At 42.1% G+C, this 22178-nt stretch carries 22 protein-coding genes and 3 pseudogenes; 7 read left to right on the top strand and 18 right to left on the bottom strand.

The window, feature by feature from the left end; genetic code table 11:
- Window positions 1–140: 140 nt before the first annotated feature.
- The 8 genes and pseudogenes from ltrA to ICC18_RS17400 all read right to left on the bottom strand — a co-directional run bounded on the left by ltrA (window position 141) and on the right by ICC18_RS17400 (window position 6498).
- The gene (gene ltrA / locus ICC18_RS17430) at window positions 141–1469 is read right to left on the bottom strand and encodes a group II intron reverse transcriptase/maturase (RefSeq protein WP_188175702.1); all 1329 of its coding nucleotides are present in this window, start codon (window positions 1467–1469) and stop codon (window positions 141–143) included.
- A gap of 849 nt (window positions 1470–2318) precedes the next feature.
- Window positions 2319–2840: pseudogene (sigK, locus tag ICC18_RS17425) on the bottom strand (RNA polymerase sporulation sigma factor SigK); the annotation flags it as partial.
- A gap of 143 nt (window positions 2841–2983) precedes the next feature.
- Complete coding sequence (locus tag ICC18_RS17420; protein ID WP_188175701.1) at window positions 2984–3259, bottom strand: hypothetical protein; 276 nt, start codon at window positions 3257–3259, stop codon at window positions 2984–2986.
- 55 nt (window positions 3260–3314) lie between these two features.
- Window positions 3315–3785 carry a DMP19 family protein gene (locus ICC18_RS17415; protein WP_188175700.1) on the bottom strand — a complete coding sequence of 157 codons (471 nt, stop codon included), beginning with the start codon at window positions 3783–3785 and terminating at the stop codon, window positions 3315–3317.
- 222 nt (window positions 3786–4007) lie between these two features.
- A complete protein-coding gene (locus ICC18_RS17410; protein WP_188175699.1) occupies window positions 4008–4298 on the bottom strand; it encodes a GNAT family N-acetyltransferase in 291 nt (96 codons plus the stop codon).
- Between the two features lie 390 nt (window positions 4299–4688).
- Window positions 4689–4871 carry a hypothetical protein gene (locus tag ICC18_RS33805; protein WP_223192635.1) on the bottom strand — a complete coding sequence of 61 codons (183 nt, stop codon included), beginning with the start codon at window positions 4869–4871 and terminating at the stop codon, window positions 4689–4691.
- Between the two features lie 120 nt (window positions 4872–4991).
- A complete protein-coding gene (locus ICC18_RS33800) occupies window positions 4992–5258 on the bottom strand; it encodes a hypothetical protein (protein ID WP_223192634.1) in 267 nt (88 codons plus the stop codon).
- 100 nt (window positions 5259–5358) lie between these two features.
- Window positions 5359–6498, bottom strand: a complete 1140-nt coding sequence (locus ICC18_RS17400; RefSeq protein WP_188175698.1) for a GntR family transcriptional regulator — start codon at window positions 6496–6498, stop codon at window positions 5359–5361.
- 341 nt (window positions 6499–6839) lie between these two features.
- Between ICC18_RS17400 and ICC18_RS34345 the strand changes: the two genes are divergently transcribed.
- Entirely contained in the window at window positions 6840–6941 is a 102-nt protein-coding gene (locus ICC18_RS34345) for a TetR family transcriptional regulator (protein ID WP_262495874.1), read from the top strand.
- A gap of 482 nt (window positions 6942–7423) precedes the next feature.
- Window positions 7424–8851, top strand: coding sequence for an amidase (locus ICC18_RS17390; RefSeq protein ID WP_312029546.1), 1428 nt, complete (start codon window positions 7424–7426; stop codon window positions 8849–8851).
- A gap of 212 nt (window positions 8852–9063) precedes the next feature.
- Here ICC18_RS17390 and ICC18_RS17385 read toward each other — a convergent pair whose 3' ends face one another.
- The 5 genes and pseudogenes from ICC18_RS17385 to ICC18_RS17365 all read right to left on the bottom strand — a co-directional run bounded on the left by ICC18_RS17385 (window position 9064) and on the right by ICC18_RS17365 (window position 12543).
- Entirely contained in the window at window positions 9064–9969 is a 906-nt protein-coding gene (locus ICC18_RS17385; RefSeq protein ID WP_223192660.1) for a GerAB/ArcD/ProY family transporter, read from the bottom strand.
- Between the two features lie 15 nt (window positions 9970–9984).
- Window positions 9985–10155 carry a hypothetical protein gene (locus tag ICC18_RS17380; RefSeq protein ID WP_188175696.1) on the bottom strand — a complete coding sequence of 57 codons (171 nt, stop codon included), beginning with the start codon at window positions 10153–10155 and terminating at the stop codon, window positions 9985–9987.
- Window positions 10156–10158: 3 nt separating this feature from the next.
- Window positions 10159–11343, bottom strand: a complete 1185-nt coding sequence (locus ICC18_RS17375) for a Ger(x)C family spore germination protein (protein WP_188175695.1) — start codon at window positions 11341–11343, stop codon at window positions 10159–10161.
- Window positions 11344–11372: 29 nt separating this feature from the next.
- Window positions 11373–12142, bottom strand: a pseudogene (locus tag ICC18_RS17370) (spore germination protein).
- A 32-nt stretch (window positions 12143–12174) separates the two neighbouring features.
- A complete protein-coding gene (locus ICC18_RS17365; protein ID WP_188175694.1) occupies window positions 12175–12543 on the bottom strand; it encodes a spore germination protein in 369 nt (122 codons plus the stop codon).
- Between the two features lie 186 nt (window positions 12544–12729).
- Here ICC18_RS17365 and ICC18_RS17360 point away from each other — a divergent pair, with 186 nt between their 5' ends.
- The 5 genes and pseudogenes from ICC18_RS17360 to ICC18_RS17340 all read left to right on the top strand — a co-directional run bounded on the left by ICC18_RS17360 (window position 12730) and on the right by ICC18_RS17340 (window position 17013).
- A complete protein-coding gene (locus ICC18_RS17360; RefSeq protein WP_188175693.1) occupies window positions 12730–13032 on the top strand; it encodes an ArsR/SmtB family transcription factor in 303 nt (100 codons plus the stop codon).
- Window positions 13033–13363: 331 nt separating this feature from the next.
- Window positions 13364–14565: pseudogene (locus tag ICC18_RS17355) on the top strand (MFS transporter).
- Window positions 14566–14756: 191 nt separating this feature from the next.
- Entirely contained in the window at window positions 14757–15290 is a 534-nt protein-coding gene (locus ICC18_RS17350) for an RNA polymerase sigma factor (RefSeq protein WP_188175691.1), read from the top strand.
- Window positions 15277–16374 (top strand): DUF4179 domain-containing protein, encoded by a 1098-nt coding sequence (locus ICC18_RS17345; RefSeq protein ID WP_188175690.1) that lies wholly within the window; start codon window positions 15277–15279, stop codon window positions 16372–16374. Before ICC18_RS17350 ends, ICC18_RS17345 begins: the two co-directional genes overlap by 14 nt.
- Before the next feature lie 192 nt (window positions 16375–16566).
- Window positions 16567–17013: a VanZ family protein gene (locus ICC18_RS17340; protein ID WP_312029545.1), complete on the top strand. Its 447-nt coding sequence runs from the start codon at window positions 16567–16569 to the stop codon at window positions 17011–17013.
- Between the two features lie 297 nt (window positions 17014–17310).
- Here ICC18_RS17340 and ICC18_RS17335 read toward each other — a convergent pair whose 3' ends face one another.
- From ICC18_RS17335 to ICC18_RS17315, 5 genes are read right to left on the bottom strand one after another with little or no spacing between them, the layout of a single operon-like run.
- Complete coding sequence (locus ICC18_RS17335; RefSeq protein ID WP_188175688.1) at window positions 17311–18354, bottom strand: LacI family DNA-binding transcriptional regulator; 1044 nt, start codon at window positions 18352–18354, stop codon at window positions 17311–17313.
- 34 nt (window positions 18355–18388) lie between these two features.
- Window positions 18389–18958, bottom strand: a complete 570-nt coding sequence (locus tag ICC18_RS17330; protein WP_188175687.1) for an HAD family hydrolase — start codon at window positions 18956–18958, stop codon at window positions 18389–18391.
- Window positions 18951–19967 (bottom strand): ABC transporter ATP-binding protein, encoded by a 1017-nt coding sequence (locus ICC18_RS17325; protein ID WP_188175686.1) that lies wholly within the window; start codon window positions 19965–19967, stop codon window positions 18951–18953. Before ICC18_RS17325 ends, ICC18_RS17330 begins: the two co-directional genes overlap by 8 nt.
- A gap of 2 nt (window positions 19968–19969) precedes the next feature.
- On the bottom strand, window positions 19970–21001 hold the full coding sequence (locus ICC18_RS17320; protein ID WP_188175685.1) for an ABC transporter ATP-binding protein: 1032 nt from the start codon (window positions 20999–21001) through the stop codon (window positions 19970–19972).
- Window positions 21002–21031: 30 nt separating this feature from the next.
- A complete protein-coding gene (locus ICC18_RS17315; protein ID WP_188175684.1) occupies window positions 21032–22177 on the bottom strand; it encodes an ABC transporter permease in 1146 nt (381 codons plus the stop codon).
- Window position 22178 lies beyond the last annotated feature (1 nt).

Raw genomic sequence — 22178 nt, 5'->3', positions numbered from 1 at the left:
ATAAAAGGCATATGCGCTCATCTCCTTAGATACAGAGATTCGACAAAGAACATCCATTTTCATGCCAAAAACGGATATTTTTTAATAATCGTTAGACAGACTGACGTGCGGAATTCCCGCATACGGCTCTTCAAATCATCTTACTGAACAACGGCCTTAGCCTTGCGTTTTCCATAGATATTCACATAAATGCGGGGTTCCGGCAAGGGATTTCGCTTAAGAAATTGGTTGAAACTCTCCCAATTGAAACTTTGTTTCTGGCTTCTGCGGTTTAACCATTTCATCAGCGCCTTTTCCACTTCTCTCTTGAATTTGGCTAGATTCGGGTGATTATCCGCGATCCCATAATATTGGTAATGCCCGGTTAATTTCCTGCGAATCGTTGCCATCAAGATTTCCAGCTTTTCATGGCGATGCTGTTTCATCCAGCTCCCGAAAGCCTTGAGTTTGATCTTGTATTTCTTCGCGCTTGTTTTGCGCTTTGCCCGGAAGGATGTCCCCTTTGCATTCTTGCTGCAATAATGAGTGAAACCTAGGAAGTCAAAAGTGGACGGTCTTCCACCACCATTCCTTTTGTACCAATCTTCCGCTTTACTTCCGAAGCGAATGATCTTCGTCTTCTCTTCCGCAATGCTCAGGTTGAACTCTTTTAAACGTTGGATCAGTGCCTCATAGAACTCTCTCGCATCCGCCTCGTATTGAAAGCAGCAAACAAAATCATCAGCATATCGCACCATGAATGCTTTTCCTCGACTCTGCCTCTTCACACGTTTCACGAACCATAGATCGAGAACATAGTGCAGGTAGATGTTCGCAAGCAGTGGGGAGATAATAGAACCCTGTGGGGTTCCTTCTTCCGTCGGCTCCAGTCGTCCCTCTTCCTGCACACCCGCTTTCAACATTCGGCGGATGAGGTGGAGGATATTTGGATCTCCGATGCGGAGTTTCAGGAACTTTAGCAACCACTCGTGATCTACGTGATTGAAGAAACCGGATATGTCCGCATCCACGATGAATTGAATCGATTGTTTATCGATGATCTGATCCAACTGGATGAGGGCTCCATGACAGCTTCGGTGCGGGCGAAATCCGTAGGAGCAGTCTAAGAAATCTTGCTCATAGATTCGCTGCAGCAGCTTATTTAACGCCGATTGTACGATTTTATCTTCATATGCTGCGATGCCTAACGGCCGTTTGCTTTTCTCATCCTTTGGGATGTACGTTCGGCGTGCGGGTTGCGGTTGGTACCCTTTCCGCTTGAGCCGTCCCACTAAATCCTCGAGGTTTTCTTCCAACCGCTCGGCATACTTCGCCTTAGTCACTTGGTCCACCCCGATTGCTTTGTTCGGATCCAGTTCTTCATGGCACTGTCGCAACAGTTCCTTATTCAGCAAGTGGTACATCGATGTGAATTGTTCTTTGGGTTGTCTTTTCGCAATTTCAGCTATTCTTGCTAGTTTTGTTTCCATGTGTGCACCTACCCCTGTGTGTAGCTCATGTTTCCTTAGCGAGAGTGATAATTTGTAACCTCCTTCCAGATGCCCTTCGGACAACTGTACTATGAAGTTATCCGACTTCCTATCGTGCCATTTGAACATCCTCTCTTTCCGGGTTGTCTGTTCATACTGCGGGAGTTTTCCTAAAGAGTACTCGTCTGCCGCAGAGCCGATAGGATCTCTCAAGATCCCATGTCATCATTGTCTAACATGCCCTGCTCTCTGACCCCGGGGAAGAGGCAAACAACTCGCCTGTTACGCTGTTTGTCTTGTGGTCTTCCGAGAGTTCAAAATCCGTCTTCCCTTTGGTGAATAAATTCCAAGTAAAAGAGGCCATCAAACGTTAGCTATGTTTTATTGTCACTTTTGTCTTTCTTAATCTTTCCTTCTAGCCTTTTGAATAATGAGAACACAAGTAGAAACAGAAGCTTTTTGAATGATCCTATCGTCTGATTTTAAATACATTCGAACACACTCATTATAGTCTTTTAAATCCTCTTCTGAAAGAGAGTCAAATAACTTACTATGCTTGTCCAATATCTCTTTTAGTAACAATTATTTCTCTTTATCAGTCCTTGTAATTTACTCCCATGTTCTATCTACTACGGAATTGTCGTCTCCTAAAAAAGTCCATTGATACTCCTGTAATCGGTTATGGTCTTCTGTTTAAGTAGCCCTTGGCTAATTGTTTTTATTTTCAAATAAATCCCATTGCTCTACACCTTTTAAGATCACTATAATAAGCACCTAGCCTACAATATAAGTAAGAACATACTCAATCAATAATACACTTACTAATCAAGTATGCTCTTTTAATGCAGATTACCGCTTCGCCTTATAAAACTCATGATACAGCTTCATCAGCGCCCGCTTCTCAATCCGCGACACATACGACCTGCTGATGCCCAGCTCCTTTGCAATCTCCCGCTGCGTCCGTTCTTCTCCGCCAAGCTCCAACCCAAAGCGACCCACCACAACTTCTTTTTCCCGATCATCCAATATATCTAAATTTTTATAAATCTTCGACTTCTCAATCTTCAGCTGCACCTTATCCACGACATCGTCGGCTTCTGTGCCGAGAATATCGATCAACGTAATCTCATTCCCCTCTTTGTCTGTGCCGATGGGATCGTGCAAGGACACATCCTTGCGCGTTTTCTTCAACGAACGCAGATGCATCAGGATCTCGTTCTCGATACAGCGAGCAGCGAAAGTCGCCAGCTTCGTCCCCTTGTTCGGCGAGAATGACTCAATCGCTTTAATCAGCCCAATAGTCCCAATGCTAATCAAATCCTCCAAATCTTCACCCGTATTGTCGAATTTTTTGACGATATGAACACAAAGCAACGTAAAATGTCTTGTTGCCGTAATGAGCAACCTTGATGAATACATAATTTCACATGAAAAATGTCACTTAACCCATAAGTTTGCCTGTTCTGCATGCTTATGCTTCCAATTCAGAACGTATCATTCAACATTTTAATCAACTAGGCGTAATATCCGCCCTTTGCAAGGTATTCATGGTGTTCAAGATAATGCTTATAGATCTTTCCAAATACTCTGTTGGCCATAGCCTTTGATTGATAATCATTAATTAATTTGACTACTTCATCCATTGGAGTTTCCATAGAAGTTTCCCCGCTTATCAATTTGGGTAAATCTATTTCGAACATCCCGTCCAGTTCCTCTAAGCATTTGCCAAACCTATACTTGGCAATGGTCTCTCTGATTTCAATTAATTCAAAATTCAAACAAATAGCCATTTCATAAGCCTCACTTTTGAGCTATAGTTTCCGTCCCTCGGTTTAGTTTAGATCTTCACTGTAGATACTTCATTAAATTCATTTTTTTCTCTTCCACATACTTAAACAAATTATCAAATATACTGTCATTGTCACGATAAAGATATAATTGATCAGCTTGTGTTGCAATTTTATTTAATAATTCCACATTTTGATTATCGTGTATTTCTGAGGAGTTGGTAACTTGATAAAGGGATAAATTATTTACATCTTCCCTTAGTTTTTTTGTACTAATCCCATTTAAGCTTAACAAGACTTTGATATCATTCATGATCTTAAAGTCTTTGGTTGCATTAATCCGATCCAGTGACAGTATCGTTTCTTCAATATAGTTGCCCGTTGAATTTTCTAAAAACCCAATAATTCCGTTCATTTGTAGTTCAATATCAAAGTCTAATATCAGTATTATGTCTTGTAGTATAACTGGAAGTTGAATGAAAATTTCTTCTTGACGGAGACTTTTGAAATTTTCATCATAAATATTCATTGCAATTTTTTCAACATGGTCCGCCTCATTAAATAATTAATCTATAAGCAGTATTTTAATATAAATATTTGGGGAGGGGGGTTCCCTTGATAATGAAAACTGCTTGTTTAATATGTGCCTCTTAAATAATCTGACTTAACCATTCCATAGTATACTAAGTCCTCATATTTCCCCGACTTCATTATGTGCTGAGGGAATGTACCTTCGTATTTCATCCCAATTTTACTCATAACTATATAAGAACTTGGGTTTTTCGTCATTGCAGTCGCTTTGGGCAGCCTCTGTTGCAAACCCTTGCCCCCAAAAAGGCTGACCTACCCAGTAGGCAAGTTCAGCGTGATTATGATTTTTAGAAATACGCAAGCTGACACATCCAATCAGTATTTCAACATCCTTTTTTACAATAGCTAAAGCATAGATATCCCCTTTTTCAGCGGATAGTCGAGTTCGTTCAATCCATGCTTCAGCTGCACCATCTGGATATGGGCGAGGAATAGAGAGAGACCTCCGCATAAAGAACTATCATTGAAAATTTCAAGATAATTACAAAAACATTCTTTTTTTGCTAAACTTATAATTATTTCAATAAAGGCTGCCATTCTTTTGGCAGCCTTTGCATGTTAATATCGTTCTTCGTTAACTTGAGTCCCCCGTTCCTTCAAGTTGATTGATTATTTTCTCTAAATTATAATACACCCCTTCGCCGCTGTACGATACAAGAAGGCGCTCAGGCGTACTATGATTTGCTCTTTGCGCTATACGCGGAATGGGGCGTCGATTTCATCAAGGTCGATGATCTTGCGGCCTCCAAACTATATGACACGCATCAGCCGGAAATACAGTTTACCGTAACGCTCCTTCCACAATAAGGGAGGGATTGTGGCCCTCCCCCTGCAATTCAAGTTACTTTCCGGCCGCATTCTGATCGAGCAGCTTATCGCCTTGCTCTTGAGCTTTCTTGAGAGTCGTAGCCACATCTTGCTTTCCTTGGATGAATAATTCAATATTTGGCATCAAACCGTCAACTTCCATAACGGAGTATCCCGGATGCTGCGAACGAATCTTCGCAAATTCCAACGTCTCCATGAACGGTTTCCAGTTCGGGTCATCCTTGAAAAACGGATCCTGCAGCGCCGGCTTATAGCCTGGCAGATTTAAGCTTGTTTTCTCCCATAACAGCGCATTGTCCTTATTAGGTGAACCGCCCTAGGTCGCCGCTGTCAGAAATTTCGTGATCATATCTTCCTGCAGAACATATTTGACTCTAATCTTATCTTGAGATTTATTGAAGGCATCCGCCATCATAACGAACTGTTTCTCACCTTCACCGCCCCAGTCTCCCCAAAACGTTATTTCTACGGGGGCTGCTTTAGCTGTTGCTGCCGGTGCAGTAGAGTCCTCAGTTTTTTTTGCTTTCTGCCGCTTGACCCCCTTAGTTGGTATGACGCAAATATGTCGATATGAATTTTTCACACTATTTAAATATCATTTGGATATATCAATATATCAATAAAAAAAGACCGCTAGATTAGCAGTCTCTGGTTGTCGCTTCCTATTCTGACTCCGTTTCTGATCATTTGGCAGGTCCTGTTGACTCCCCAATGATGAGTTTGGCGGCCAGACTTACTTTATTGGCCACCTTCTCCCCACGCTTAAGCTTCAATACGTTTTCAACCGCCAACTTACCGATTTCTTCCTCAGCCTGTATCAAATGAGTAAATTGATAGCCACCCCCAAGCGTCGTCGGAGGACTATCAAAACAAATAATGGATATATCATCGGGAATCCGAAGCCCCAACTGTTCCACTGCAACCTTGGCTAACAAGGCAATATTATATTCAATGGCGAACAAGGCAGTAATTTGCGGATTGTTCTGCAGATGCGCCTTAATCATGCTGATATCTTTCTCAATATTTGGTGAATGAAATGAATTTGGAAGTGTTGAGGTAATTTCATCTAACCAAAGCGAACGGTCAACCAAAACCCCGCGTTCCGCGTGGGCTCGGACAAAGCCTTCAATTCGGTCCTCAATAGCTGTTGTATCCATAGGCGGTGGTGTAAGCAAGCAAATCTGCTTATGTCCTAGATCAAGCAAGTAGTCAGTCCCCATGTGAGCAGCACTTATGTTATCGGTGCTTATCGAAGCCGCGGCTACACCTTTGAGATGGCGGTCAACAAGAACTAAAGGAAATTGCTTGATGACCAACTTAAGGATCTCAGCATTATAGAATTCTCCTTGTGCAGGAAATACAATGATGCCATCAACACCTAAATCAAGAAATGCACGAATGGCTTTTTCTTCATTCTCGGGCACACCGAACGATCGGCGCAGCACCAAGAAGCTGTCGTGCTCAGCGGAAGCCCACTCCATTCCATAAATCATCCCCGTACCGAAGGTATTTCCAAAATCAGTCATGACCAAACCGATCAGAGTTTGCCTGGATCTTTCAGTTCTCTCTCCCAAAGCTAGCCCTTCAGACTGAACTCCTCCCCTTTCCGCGACAAAAGATCCTCTCCCTGGCTTACGAACAATGATACCTTCTTCTGCAAGCATCTCCAGCGCCTTTTTACTTGTAATTCTGCTCACGTTATATTCATCCGCTAATTCCTTCTCCGAAGGAACACGGTCTCCAACATCGTATTTACGTTGCAAAATTTCTTCACGCAGCGTTTCAAATATTCGTTCGTATATGGGTCTAGAATCCGTTGACAATGCTTCCTACCTCCTGTGCCCAAACAAATGTTATATCAAATAATATTATTAATATATCATGTTATACCGACTTTGGAAAGAAGGTGCATTGATAAAAGAAGGACTGCAGTCCCCCCTCTAATATTAAAGTGCCCTTTTAGGCCTTTGTTTTGACGGAATTACTAAAAATGAACAAAAAAACACAGTCGCGTAATGGACCATGTTTAATAATGGCGATTACTATCCAAGGTTATCTCCGTGGGCCCTTTCCCCTTTTGAACCCATTTATTCCACTTTGGCAGAGCCGAATAGCCGTTCCATTACGGTTTAAACCCAGGGAGGAAGTTAACCGGAGACGGATATTGGAAGCGGCAAGAGAGCTTTTTATCGAACAAGGCGTTGAGAACGTAAATATGCATCAGATTGCCAAAGCAGTAGGAGTCGGGCAGGCAATTATGAAGTGATCGTGAGATATGTTTCCTTTTTGGAGTCTAAGGTTCCCTGGCTTTGTGCAGTCAGCCGGGCATCTACCGGACATCGCCCGCTTCAATCGCCCCTATGTCAATGGATGCGTACAACATGCAGGAGTTTGTATATCGATGCTTTAGAAAACGGCGATATTTCGGACGTTGACGTCTCGTACACCGTGGAAGTTTTATTGGCAGCTCTCCACAACATCGATTTTCATTTAAATGATGAAGAGCTTATGACGAATCAAATCTTACAAGGGATTGGAGTAACTATACCATGTCCATATCCTCCGGAAGTGTTCAAAAGCTTTTTCTTGAACAAGTCAAACGGCCGATTGATACTGCCTTAGCAGAGAAAATTGCGAATTTACTTTCCCCAATGATAGATGAACTGAATTCTATTGAACTTGCAATGAATGTACAGCCAAGTCTTGTGTTCCAGCCTATACATAGACGCGTAGAAAGGTGAAATTTCTGTGAGTCAAAACTTGGCCACCCTTTCCGTGTCGAAATTAGCGCCACTCATATACTCTCGACAGATATCACCTGTAGAATTAACGCAGGAAGTATTCCATCAAATTGAGGCAGTAGAACCACTGGTAAACGCCTATATCACCATTTTGAAGCAACAGGCGCTAGCTGACGCCCACGCTGCTGAGTACAACATTCTCAAGGGTAATTACCTGGGGCCGTTTCACGGCATTCCGATAGGCCTTAAAGATATGATAAAAACTCGAGGAATACGTACCACCGCAGGTTCAGCAATTTTAGCTAACTGTATAACTAATTATGATGCCTCCTGCGTCGTTCGGCTCCGGCAAGCCGGTGCTATTCTTGTAGGAAAACAAAATTGCCATGAGTTTGCTTTTGGGTCGACGAATAATAATCTTACTTTCGGCCCTGTTCATAACCCTTGGAATCTTGAATATATTCCAGGCGGGTCAAGCGGCGGGTCTGCGGCAGCGGTGTCAGCATCCGAATGTATTGCCGCCATCGGGACTGATACCGGTGGGTCAGTTCGTAATCCTGCAGCCTGTTGCGGCATAGTTGGGCTCAAACCAACCTATGACAGAGCAAGCACATGTGGAGTATTTCCCCTCAGTTGGTCAATGGATACCCTTGGTTTGCTAACAAAGACAGTCACAGATGCTGCCCTAACATTGCAAATTGTTGCCGGATACGATCCGTTTGATATAACCACGAGTTCTCGTCCTGTGCCCGACTATACTTCCGGGATTGAGGATGGAATTAAAGGACTTCTTGTTGGGATACCACGAAACTACTTCTTTGACCGAATCGATTCCGAAGTGAAAGAGCGGGTCGAGAGCGCGATTCACATGCTTACTAACTTAGGTGCCATCCCTGTTGAGATCACGTTACCCAATGTGGAGTTATCATTGCTATGCACATATACGATCATTTTCGCAGAGGCGAGCAGCTGCCATGAGCCTTTGCTGCAAAATTGGGCTAACTTGTACTCGCCTGATGTCCGGTTGTACCTTGAATCAGGCGAGTCATTGACAGCTACCAAATACCTAAAGGCACAGCGATTGCGAACCTTAATCAAACAAAGTCTCAATTCAATCATGGAACACGTGGACGTGATTGTTGCTCCAACCGTACCATCTCCGGCAGTGAAGATCGGTCAGAACTCCGTGGTGATTAACGGCCAAGTAGAGAGTATCACAGATGCCATGTTCCGATATACTTGCCCCTTTAATTTATCCGGACAGCCGTCACTTGCTGTTCCGTGCGGATTTTCGGAGAATGGGTTGCCGATCAGCCTGCAGATCGTGGGTCGCCCCTTTGACGAAAAGACTGTTTTGAGGGTAGGAAGAGCATTTGAGGCTTCTACGAAATGGCATTCCATACAACCGGCATTGAATAGCATTATTAAGGATTAGGCGGTTTCCCCAAAATAAGATTAATCATCATAGCAATAATATGGTCCGGACTAAAAGGTTCATTCATTTTAATGGTTATCCAAACGGATAAACCTATTGTCGTTATGAGAATATACATGAATTTTTCTTTTTTCGTGCTCCTCATTCTTTTTTTGAACATGAACGGAATTGCAATGGTTACCATGTATGGAATGATGACTGCCAGCACTCTTTCACCCTGCTTTCTTCAGACGCTTCAATTTAGTTACAATGAGCAACAAAATCGGTATGATAACTGCATACAACATTGTATAAATAAACATATATTTTTTATCCCACTCACGGAAATCGATTAAACTTGTATGGTTTGATAAAGCAAATCCTGAGATAACCCAAATAAGGGGTATCGAAATCATTGTTTTATTGCGTATGTTAAATAATGTGCAAATCCCCAAGACAATGTTGTAATATACCACACAAAGTTTAAAGAAAACGGTATAAAGAACTGCGATGGAAACGATAGCTTCAACGTGTTCAATAAATGCGTAAATTCGTAATTCTTGGAAAACAGTGAATAACGGGTACGTCAAGTGGGATGCCCTGGTAATCCCAATCACTCCGATCATGATAAAAATCATCAGACTGATAAACGTCGCAGTAAATAAAATGCCACTGAACACTGGTTTCATTTTCGATGTAGACATAAAAGGAAATATCATAGTTAAACAAATCGCCGTATCCATAAATGGAATTGCAAGTATATCGGTCGTTTCTTTCATCGTGTTAAATAGATCCAATCGAAAAGAGGGCATAAATCTTTCCCAGCTCCATTCACTAACAAGCGCAAGATATGTCACCCAAAACATGATAAAAATTAATGGAGCAATAAACTCGTTGACCCTTACGATAGCTGTAATTTCTTTTAGGGAAGCATAGCAAGCCAAACTAAGGAACATGATATGAAACATGGTGATTGGTGTTTTCGGCATAAGAGTTAGATGCATAAAGTCACCCACGCTTCGAGTTATCCAACTCGATAACTGGATAAAATAAAAAATGTAAACAAGCGACAAGAAACCGCCAATTGTCTTACCAAGAACTAGAGTATTTATCTCGACCATGTTTAAACCATTATGCAAATGTGACAAATATATCTATAAGGTCGCCACGATGATCCCAAATATCCCTGCCCATAAAGGTATCATCCACGCATCTTGCTTCCCCGTTGCAATTAAACCGCTCGGCCGTTGAAAAAATGAAGCGCCCAAGGAATACGATACAATTAATAAAAAGGTTTGCCAGCCTGTCATGCGTGCATATTCCACCCTCTATTCCTCCTTGATATCCGAAATATAAGGTCTCATCAACGTCCCTCCGGTAGACATGACAGCCTTCACATGAATAACAAATCGAGTCTTCTTCCATAATTCCGAATCTTTGTCTAATGCAGTCTTCCACTCTTTCGACCTTTGATATGCAATTTGATCATGGATCCCCAGTAAATCCCACCCTTTCTCGGTAGCCCTTTTAATAAAATCCCCTGCTTCTTTTTCAGCTATTGCATTAAATGCACTCTCGATCCGATTAACCTTATCTGTTCTCATTTCTTCAGCTGTATTATCGCTTCGCAACCTCAAATCAGAAGTAATTTGAAATGTGTAGATAGGTATTCCATCAGAAATTATTAATTTCTTTTTAACCTTTGATTTCCCGACTTCTACTTCCATCGGGAACCTATCAATAGTCAGATGTTGAAGAAATGATTCGGCATTCTCCGTTAGGTAAGAATACCATGTGATATCATTAATCGAGATTTTCCCGACCATCCTATCTCGTAAAAAAACAGCTCCCCCGTTCAAGACAAAGCTCCGTTGATAAGCGTCAATTTTCTCCAGATTCTTGGTTGTATTATCTGATTTATTTGCATTTAAACGTATGAAATTAACTACTGTTGCCTTCGAGCTATCTACTTTTTCAATTAAGTCCTTGAATCTAGAATTTTTTACAGCTCTTGCAGAGGTCTTCGATTGAATATTGATGATGGAAGTAAGAGACTTCCCGGGTATTTTTTCAAAGGGGATGTATGTATTCATTACCTTATTCATGGGCGAATCGGTCACTACCAATTCCACGTTTGCTCGACGATTGGATTGCAGTTCATAGGAGTTAAGCAATCTAGATATTCCATAGCGAGCAAAGGTTTCTGAAATAATTATTGCTTGATAATGATCCGGAAATAATTGACGGGGTAGAATATCTGAAACCTCATACGTAAAACTTGCATGAGCGCTGCTTCCAGTGACTTTATAAGTATAGACAGGCGAGCTTGGTCCACCACCTTGTTTTGCCGCAACACCTGAGGGGTTAATGCTTTGATAGTAAAGCTCCAAGGTTGGCTGGCCCGGAATTTTGTTGACACCCAACATGTTAATAATGGCCAACTGATTAATTTCTCTTTGGTCCCAGCATCCGCTAAGCGGAATGGGAATCCCTATTAAGATCACGATTGCCACTACATTTCGAATCCGCCCATACATCTTTATCACCTGTTTTTCTGTTTTGGTTGGAGCAACTTGGGGAACGTGCGCATCCAATGTCGAGGTACCCGAATCAGCTTATCTCTCCAGTCAGAAAGTACTGTCGGTGCAAATGGAGACAAATACGGGACTGAGAATGAATCTAGCGAAGCTAAATGAATCAGCACAAATAAAACACCACATAATATTCCGAACAATCCCATGAAGCCGGCAAGAAGCATAAAACTAAACTGGATCAAGCGTTGAGTAATCCCGAAAGTATAAGTCGGGGATACAAAGTTAGCAATGGCTGTTAGAGATACAACGATCACCATGGATGCAGAAACCAAACCAGCTTCTACTGCCGCTTGTCCTAGCACTAATGCACCAACGATCGAGATTGCTTGTCCGGAAATCCTAGGCATTCTCAGCCCAGCCTCACGCAAAATTTCAAATACACTCTGCATCAGCAATGCTTCGATTAATCCTGGAAACGGTACGCCTTCCCTTTGCGCGGATAGACTAATCAACAATGATGTAGGGAGTAATGCTTGGTGGAAAGTACAACGGCAATATATATTGCCGGGGTCGAACATGAGATCAAAAACGAGAAAAATCGCACGAAACGGAGCATGGTGGCAATATCCGCTTTTTGGTAATAATCTTCAGGCGTGCTGAAAAATTGAAAGAAAGTAACAGGTCCAATAAGAGCCATTGGTGTGCCATCCGTTAATATGGAAATACGTCCTTCTAGAATGTTGGCAGCTACTACATCAGGTCTTTCCGTATTAAGCACTGTAGGGAACGGGCTAAAGGCGCGGCTTTGTATCAACTCCGGTGATTCACCTTTTGAACTTCAATAATAAAACCTTTACTCTCCCCTTCTCCAAACAATAGCAAGCATTGTCCATTCAATAATCCTTTTACGCATTCTTTTATGTCCTTTGCCTCCGAAATGTCGGGGATTGGAATCAGATTCTTGATCCAAGCCAAATCGGGCTTCTGCTGTTCCGGCTCGCCTATTACATCTATCGTAAGCAGCGGGAGAAGAATAAGACGTTCTATTTTATTTCTATCTACAAGAGTTTCAAAAAAAATACAAACTGCATGCTCTCCAATCTTAGATGGCAGATGATACACAACGAGATCGGTTGGATTTCCCAAGGCCAGAACAACTTCTTGATAACTACCTTGCATGAAATTTGCCCCCCGTTTAGAAAAAGGTGAAAGATGTCTGTTTTAATATAACCAAATATTGCAAACATCATGTGTAACTACCTTCACTTTTTGTGAAAGTATCGCTTAATCACGTATATAGCTGTAGACAAAATAAAAACCCTCGAAGCTCTTGACATATCGATAATTCTCGATATTATTATGTATATGGAGCCTATCGAAATCTTTAAAGCATTGTCCAACGAGTCGAGATTGCAAATTCTTCATTGGTTAAAGGAACCCGAACAACATTTTACGCCCCATGAAGGGATTGATATGAGAAATATTGGGGTATGCGTCAGCCAGTTCACTGAAAAATTGAATATGACCCAATCAACCGCATCTCAATATTTGTCCATTCTCCAACGAGCCGGACTGATCAAGACAAAGCGTATAGGCAAATATACGTACTATACCAGAGATGAGGATCAAATACGTGAAATTGGCGCTTTTTTTAATAACCAAATATAACCGAAATTAAACTGAATGCTTCTAGAGTATTCAGTTTAATTTCAAAAATACATATCGACATATTCCGATATGTTGGTTATAATGTTGATTGAATCGACAATATCGAATATGTAGATGTGTATTTATGGAAGGAGCGATGTTCATGTCGGGAACATGAAAGTTTTAATTATTGGCACTGATTACATATCGACATATCACGATATGTAGAATATAATTTTATTCATCGACAGTAAATTGGGACATCTAAGAATGTGATTTCGGGATCCTAGATAAGATTTCAGGTAATAGGGAACTATTACATTAATTATTAATTTATTAAGGAGTGACAATTATGTCGAGTACATGGAAGATTTATTTTTTGGCATTGGTCAGTTTTTAGTTGGGACATCAGAGTATGTGATTTCGGGCATTATGGATAAGATCTCGGGTACCATGGGCATTTCAATCACAGCGGCAGGCCAACTTGTTACCATTTTTTCATTGGTTTATGCAATTTCTACGCCAATCATGATGGCACTAACTGCGAAAATAGATAGGAAGAGACTTCTCTTAAGTGCGTTAGGTATTTTTGTGATAGCCAATATTTTGTCATTTGCTCTACCAAAATTTGAACTATTTATCATAGCCCGTGTGATTATGGCTTTAGGAGCAGGGGTGGTCGTTGTGACTGCCTTGGATATCGCGGCCAAGATCGCGCCTGCAGGAAAGCAGGCAAGTTCGATCGCAACCGTAATTATGGGGTTCACCGCATCTTTAATTATTGGTATTCCCCTTGGACGCACGGCAGCCGCTGCATTTGGATGGCAATCCGTATTCGGTTTCATTGCGATAGCAGGACTTTTGGCGATCTTTGTCCTATCCCGGACAATTCCGCGAGTGAAAGGAGATGAGCCCGTACCTCTTGCTAAGCAGTTATCACTATTGAAAAACAAGAAAGTGGCACTTGGTTTATCGATTACGTTCTTTTGGCTGGGTGGGTATTCTATCGCATATACCTATATTTCTCCTTATCTTCTCGAAGTTGCAGGCATGAATGAGCAACTTTTGAGCGGGACTTTATTAGCGTTCGGCGTAGCCAGTCTGATCGGATCCAAATTCGGTGGTTACAGCACGGACAAATGGGGAGTATCTTCAACATTACTTGGTGGAATGCTCCTTCATGTCGCAGCTCTCATTTTGCTCTCCGTTACAGTTACTATCACTCATGAACCGTTTACGGTGATCGCTATATTGGTGTTATGGTCTTTCGCTGCATGGTCTTCAGGACCTACGCAACAGTTTAATTTGGTACGGATTGAACCGAATAATTCAGGGATCATGCTTGGCATTAACCAATCCATGATGCAGCTCGCAATGGCCGCGGGAGCCGGGATCGGGGGCATCGCTGTTGATCAAATATCCTTATCGTCCATTACATGGTTTGGTACGGTTGGCTTGGCGATCGCCATCCTTGCTTCAATTCTTTTAAATTTTGCATTAAAAGAAAAAAAGGTTAGACAACCTAATAGAAATTTACAAAAGCAACCCTCATAAACCGCCATCGAAAATCATATGGCCTTGACGGCAATGCTAAGCCTCAAGAAAGTCCCGTTCATCGTACCGGGGCTTTCTTTTTTGTTGAACCCCACCGCCTTCCAGACATTTTTCAGATAAAAAGTGACCAACTCTTGATCTGACCGGTCTAACTATTGTAAAGAATAAAACATATAGAAAGGAGCCGCTGAATGGAGACAAAAGATCTTGTTGCAAAAGCGACGGCAGGCGATTCCGATGCTTTTATAAAGCTCGTCAAGCAGTTGGAAAGTTCTCTGTATTATATGGCCAAATCCATCTTATATAAAGACGAAGACGTGGCCGATGCCCTGCAGGAAACCATCCTCAAAGCCTATAAAGCATTGCCATCTCTTCGTGAACCCAAGTTTTTTAAAACCTGGATGTTCCGGATATTGATTAACGAATGCAATAACATTATAGCTCACCGTTCCGGTACCGTGGTTTATGCGGAACTCCCACCGGTTGCCTCTCGCTCGGACGACTACGAGAAGGTTGACCTGAGAGAAGCCGTGGACCGTTTGGACGAACCCCATCGCATTGCGGTCATTCTTCATTATTTTGAGGACCTTCCGCTGCGTCAAGTGGCTCAAGTCCTCGAGATCTCGGAAAGCGCCGTGAAGATGCGTCTTTTTCGAGCCCGTGAAGCTTTGCAGAAAACTTTAGCTAATATACATGAAGGGAAGTTGAGCTATGGAAAATTTTAATATTGAGAAGGAATTGAAAAAGCTCGAATCTATGAATACCGAGATGTCGCCACTTGTCCGATCACGTTTGGATGAGACATATAGAATCCTTTCAAGGCAGACGCCGCACATTGGCAGAAAGAAATCTTCTCTTCTTCGACAGTTAACCTTATCAACGGCAGCGGCAGGCGTTTTAGGGATAGGGATGTTCGCTTCCGCTTTCTTGTCGCCGGTTATGGCGGAGACGCTAAAGCAGGTTCCGGGCATTGGCAGTATATTCAGCACGATACAAAGAGACATCGGACTTCGCACAGCCGGTGATTTCGGTCTCACTTCCAACGTTAATCGTACAGTTTCATATAAAGACGTAAAACTTGAAGTGACCGAAACCCTTTATGACGGTAACCGGGCTGCATTTGTGCTCAATGTGACGGCGCCGAATCTGGATAACGGAACTTATAACAATGGGAAAAAGAATATGAAACTCAGTGACGCGATTGAGAATGTCTTCTTCACGGTGGACGGCAAGCGCTTGAACGAAGGGGGCTTCTACGGAAGCGCTGGTGAGGCCCATCCCAATACACTGGTCTTTGAACACGTTGTTGACCCGAAAACCACCCCCGATTCCTTCAACAGCACAGTTATGATTAAGTTAGACGGGATCGACCATGAATTTGCCGTTGATATCCCCTTCTTGAAAACAACGAAAAAAGGGATCGAGATAAGCCCCAATATCGTTACTGCGGGCGGCGACCTTTCCTTCTCTCTCTCCCAGGTCTGGGTAACGCCGATCACGACCCGACTGACGACTACCACTAGCCTAACGGGTGCGGAAACATTGACTCACAAGGAGGAAAACCGTTTAATCAAGATCGGAATAGCCGTTTTTGACGATCAAGGACGCAGGCTGCCTGCCTTGAACGGGGATGGCATTATTGAAGGGAACCGTCTTATCTTTGACCGCCGCTACGCTTCCACCCCGGGAACGAGCAAATATTTGACGGTAAAACCCTTTGTCATTAAGGATGACTTCACAGAGGATGTACAAGAAGATCAGTATTTGAAAGCACTGGAAATGAAGATTGACCTTCCATCTGCCAACTGAACAGAGAAACAGACTGCGGGATCATTCACCGCAGTCTATCTGTTTATCGTTATTTCATAATTCAATCGATTAAAGGAGCGCCCCCATTTGTCTATACAATTTACTATTCCATCTTGGTATATTTTAGTTCCGCTGTTTCTGGTTCTAATCATTTTCTTTGGAATTAAGACTTTTAGAAGCAGGGTTTATTCGGTGGAGCAGTTTATCCTGCTGCTGACGTTTATCATCTATTCCCTGGCTGTTCTTCATTTAGTCTTTTTCCCGATTGACGTGAATATCGGGCTATATGCCAACCAGACACCATGGTATAAAAGCATTAATTTGATTCCGGTCTTAACCATTGACATAAAGACCTTTTTACTGAATATTCTCATGATGGTACCGTTGGGAATCAGCTTACCCTTGCTGAGATCTAAATCTAGCAACGCAGCGAGTGTCGCGAAGCTCACACTTTGCGCCAGTCTTTCGCTTGAGGTTATGCAGATGGTTATCCGGGTTACCCTTGGCAGCGGCAGAAGTTCCGATATTAACGACATCATTGCTAACACGCTCGGAGGTGTGTTCGGTTTCCTGATTTATAATAAGATGACACAATTGAAGGCCGTTCGATGGTTGACAGACCGATTTCGACTAGGGTAGTCTTTCCTGTCACGCATTACTAACCATTAAGTCTATCCTTAAGCGGAGTCATGTGGAACATCATTGATAAAACCATTCATTTTGAAGAGCGTGAAGGTAAAAGAAATTATTTATCTGAAATATATGTTCAGCAATTCCAAAAAACGGTTTAATAGTTGTTTATTTTATTAGACAAAGTCCTTGAATCCCAAGGACTTTTTTGTTCTTTAAAGACACGTTAATTTCGCCATTATAAGATCTGCAGCCCCTGTCTAAAAATTTTGAATCGGGACAAACTAAAGGCACCCGAGTCGGCGTTCAGCTGTAATGACGATGTGAATTCATCGAGCATGAGTTTCTTTCTATTATTTTACTATCAACAATAACATTTGCAGATAACTCGCCCTGCAGTACGCCCAATTGACTCATTAACAATCTGACGGACTGAGTACCTAATTCCGATGGCTGCAAATCCATGCTAGTCAAAGGGGGGTTCGATTGAACCATCATGGAGAGGTCTCCGCAAATAACGAATAGTGATATATCTCCGGGCACTGTTAGATTCAAATCCTTGATAGCATTAAGAACACTGAATGCTGTACGGTCGTCATCCGCAATAATCGCTGTTACCTCTATTTTCTGTTTACCGAGAATACGTATCGTCTCTTCATATCCATAGTCCATGTACTCGCTTGAGTGCAGAGCGGGCTTATGCTGAATCATGTGCTCTTCAACGTCCAGTCCATGATCATTCATTACTTTTATAAAGCTGGATTTTCTATCGATGGACACAGTCATCAGCTCGTTTGCATTTAAAAACAATATGTTTGTATGACCTTTGCCTATCAAATATTCACATATGTTGTACATAATTTTATGGTTATCATTATCTACGCTAGACATGTTATCCATATTTTTATTCATGACTCTACCGACAGTAACAAAGGGAATTTGCCCCACATGCATCAGATTGATTCGCTCATCTTCTGTTATGGGACTCATAACAATAGCGCCATCAATCGGATAACTCGTTAGAAAGGGTGTTTTTACCTGTTGCGTCGGAATAATGTCCAGCAATACCCTATATCCAAAATAGGATGCCTCTAAAATAACTCCATTGATAAACTGTGTATGAAACGCGCTAAAAAAGAAGTTGCCATGAGGTATTGTTAATCCAATCGCCATCGTTTTCTTCGTAACCAAGCTACGTGCAGTATGATTAGGCACATAATTTAATTGTCTAGAAACGTTCAATACCCGCTCTCTCACTTCGCTGCTTGTCGGCCTTTTTTGGCTGAATACATTGGAGACTGTCCCTTTTGAGACTTTTGCTAATCTTGCAACATCATCAATTTTAGCCATGGTTGGGTAAACATCCCTTCATTCCAATATCCAATTATTCTAATTGTTCATTTAGTTTTTCTACTAAATCAATTAATTCCATCGGATTGTTAATCGTATAATCGGGAATTTCACTTTCATCTGCATGAACTTTCGGATATCTAGAAGTCCAGTTCAAGAAAATGCTGGTTATTCCCATTTGATTCGCTCCTTTCACATCCCGGCTCAAATTGTTCCCTACCATAACGATTCTATAGCAATCCTGTTCACTGAGATCCAACGCGCCAATAGCCGCTTTAAACATACGAGGACTTGGTTTAGAAGCTTTAATCGTTTCTGAGTAAATCATCGTTGTAAAATAATCGTACACGCCATTTTGCGTTAACATATTTTTGAACGATTGCGCTCTGCCGTCGGCTACAAGGGCAAGTATATAGCCGCGTTCGGCGAGCGTTTTCACCATAAGATCGGCCCCCGGTATCACATCGGCTTGGATCACAACATCGTGTTCATCTCTAATTTCGGTACCTTCATCAATGATCGTATCTCCGCAATCGAGAAAAACAATAAGCTTCTTCGCATTAGGATCGATGGTTGTCGTATCATTCGTTGTCGTTTTATGCATGGTTTACACCTCTCAAATTTAATTGCATTGCATAATGACACGCAACATAATGCTTGTCGCTTATATCCTGCAGCTCTGGTTCTTGCTGAACACACTTGTCAGTCTTATACATGCACCTTGGATGAAAGTGACATCCGCTTGGCGGATTGGCAGGGTTGGGCACTTCGCCTTCAAGTATGATGCGATCCTTCTTATAATCTGGATCAGGTTCAGGTACAGCAGACAAAAGAGCCTCTGTATATGGATGCTTAGGATGCTCAAAGAGCGAATCTACTGGTGCTATTTCTACAATTTTACCCAAGTGCATGACCGCTACCCGATCGGAAATGTTTTGCACAATAGACAAATCGTGGGATATGAAAATATAAGTGATTTGCAGCTGCTGCTGCAGATCCTTCAACAAATTGATAATTTGTGCTTTAATTGAGACGTCCAATGCTGAAACGGCTTCATCGCAAACGATAAGCCTCGGTTGTGAAATAAGTGCCCTCGCTATCGCGATACGCTGTCTTTGACCTCCGGAAAAGGCATGAGGGTAGCGTTTGAGATAGCTGACATTTAAACCTGTTTGTTCTGCAATATGGGTAACTCTTTCATTCAACTCCGTTTTAGTCAGCTTAAAGTTGGCAAGCAGCGGCTCGGCAATGATGTCATAAACACTCATTCTTGGACTTAGAGATGAATATGGATCCTGAAAAATCATTTGAATATCTTTTCTGTATTTCTTGAACGCTTTACCGCGCAGGTTTAAAAAATCGACTTGTTCTTCATCCTCCGCCCGATACATGACTTGCCCTGAAGTGGCGTCCACTCCCCGCACAATACATCGGCCTAGTGTCGTTTTCCCGCAGCCTGATTCACCGACAATGCTTAACGTCTCACCCTCCATAAGTTCAAAAGAAATGTTATTCAAAACTCGAATATAGGAAGGCTTGCTAAACAACTTTTTATCGGATTTCACTTGAAAATCCTTATTTAGATGATTTACAGCCAATATGGTTTTTGACATCCTTATCCTTCCTCACTCTCATCTTTATAAAGAAAACATCTAACCAAGTGGTTATCGGATATTCGCGTTTTAGGCACCACTTGTTTATTGCAAACGCCTTCAATTCTATCCTTGCATCGATCGTAAAAACCGCACATCGGAGGCATGTTGGTTGCCATTGGAACTGTTCCATCGATCGAATCCAGGCGCGTATTTCGATCAGCACCTAATCTTGGCATCGATTTGAGCAAGCCTTTTGTATAGGGGTGTTTCGGGTTTTTAAAGATCTCTCCAACTGTGGATTGCTCAACAATTTTCCCCAAATACATGACCGCCACTTCGTCACACATTTCTGCGATAATGCCAAGATCATGCGTCACTAACAAAATGGCCATCCCAAATTCCTTCTGAAGCCCCTTCATCAGTTCCATTACCTGTGCTTGAATCGTTACATCCAGCGCTGTCGTAGGTTCATCGGCAATTAACAATTCCGGATTGCAAGATAAGGCCATCGAGATCATCGCACGCTGACGCATGCCGCCGGAAAATTCATGCGGATATTGGTTAAAGCGCTTCTCTTCATCGGAAATACCTACTTTGCTAAGCATTTCCAACGCAATTTTTTTAGCTTCTTTTTTATCCTTGGTGCGGTGAATTAAAATGGATTCCATGATCTGATTGCCGATCGTATACATGGGCGAAAACGCCGTCATTGGCTCTTGAAAGATCATGGAAATTTTTTGACCGCGAATTGATCGTATCTTTTTACCTCGTGGATCTAAGGATAACAAGTCTAAATTCCCGGAGTCAGAGTTATAAATAATTTTTCCCGAGGCTTCGCACTCTTTCGGATTTATACGAATGATAGCTCTACTCGTCAAACTTTTGCCGCAACCTGACTCTCCAACAAGACCTAAAGTTTTCCCCTTCTTGATTTCGAAATCTACACCGTCTACAGCGTTCATTACCCCGTTGTCCATTTGAATGCGGATCTTTAAATCTTGAATGGACAATAGAGGCTGATCGGATAGTGGAACTGAAGCTTGAGATGCCATGCATATCCCTCTCCTTGCTCTAATATAAAATTATTTCTTGTATGGATCGGCAGCATCACGCAATCCGTCTCCTAGAAAGTTAAAGGTTAATACCGCCATGATAACAAAGCCTAAAGGGATTAACTTCCATGGATACAAAGCAACATTCTCGATCTGCTGTGCCTCCTGGAGCAGAACTCCCCAGCTGGTCGCAGGCGAGCGTATTCCAAGTCCAAGGAAGCTCATTGCTGTCTCGCCGAGAATCATCCCGGGTATCGCCAGTGTGGTAGCGACAACCAGGTAGCTGATAAAACCAGGCAATAGATGCTTAATAATGATTTTAGCGTCATTAACACCGGCTATTTTTGCTGCTAATACATATTCTTCATTTTTCAACGAGATAAACTTCCCTCTAGCCACCCTTGCCAGATCCGTCCAACCTATAAACGCGAAAATAATGACGATGTACAAATACATGGTTACTACCGGTATGCGCGCCGGAATTGCAGCAGACAACGCCATCCAAAGCGGAAGTGTCGGAAATGAACGAATAATTTCAATGAATCGCTGAATAACCGAATCCAGCCAACCTCCGAAATACCCCGATACCCCTCCGATAAATAAACCTAAAACAAAACTTATAGAAACGCCGATAAGAGGAATGCTTAATGAAATTTGACTTCCCAAAAGAATCCGTGATAATAAATCTCTGCCCATCCCATCCGTGCCGAATATAAAAATGCGGCCGGGCTCATCCGTCCCGAATAGATGTAGATTCGTACGAAACAAGCCTAAAAATTTGTAGTTTTCACCCTCGACCAAAAACCGGATCGGGTAGCGAACCGTTTCATCCTTTACAAAAGTCTTTCTTAATGTAACTGGATCTCTGCCTGACTTTAGCCCATATACAAACGGTCGCAAATGCAGCTTACCGTCTTCATCCTTGAAGCTCACCTTGGCCGGAGGCGCATTTACATATTTACTATCGTAACTCTCTAAACCATAAGGCGCTAAAAACTGTGCAAAGATAGCACCAATATAGAAACAGGCTAGAATAACTAAACTGATACGAGCTAATTTATGCTTTTTCAATCTGCGATACATAAGTCGCCATTGTGAGCTGTAATACACATCGCTGTTTTTTCGCGTCTTGATTTTATCCGATATTTGTTTTTCCGTTAATGGTATTGTTTTCATA

Source organism: Paenibacillus sedimenti, assembly GCF_014534655.1.
GTDB classification, from domain to species: Bacteria; Bacillota; Bacilli; order Paenibacillales; family NBRC-103111; genus Paenibacillus_E; species Paenibacillus_E sedimenti.
Note: the sequence above shows the minus strand (reverse complement) of the source record. Positions and strands in the feature narration are given on the sequence as shown.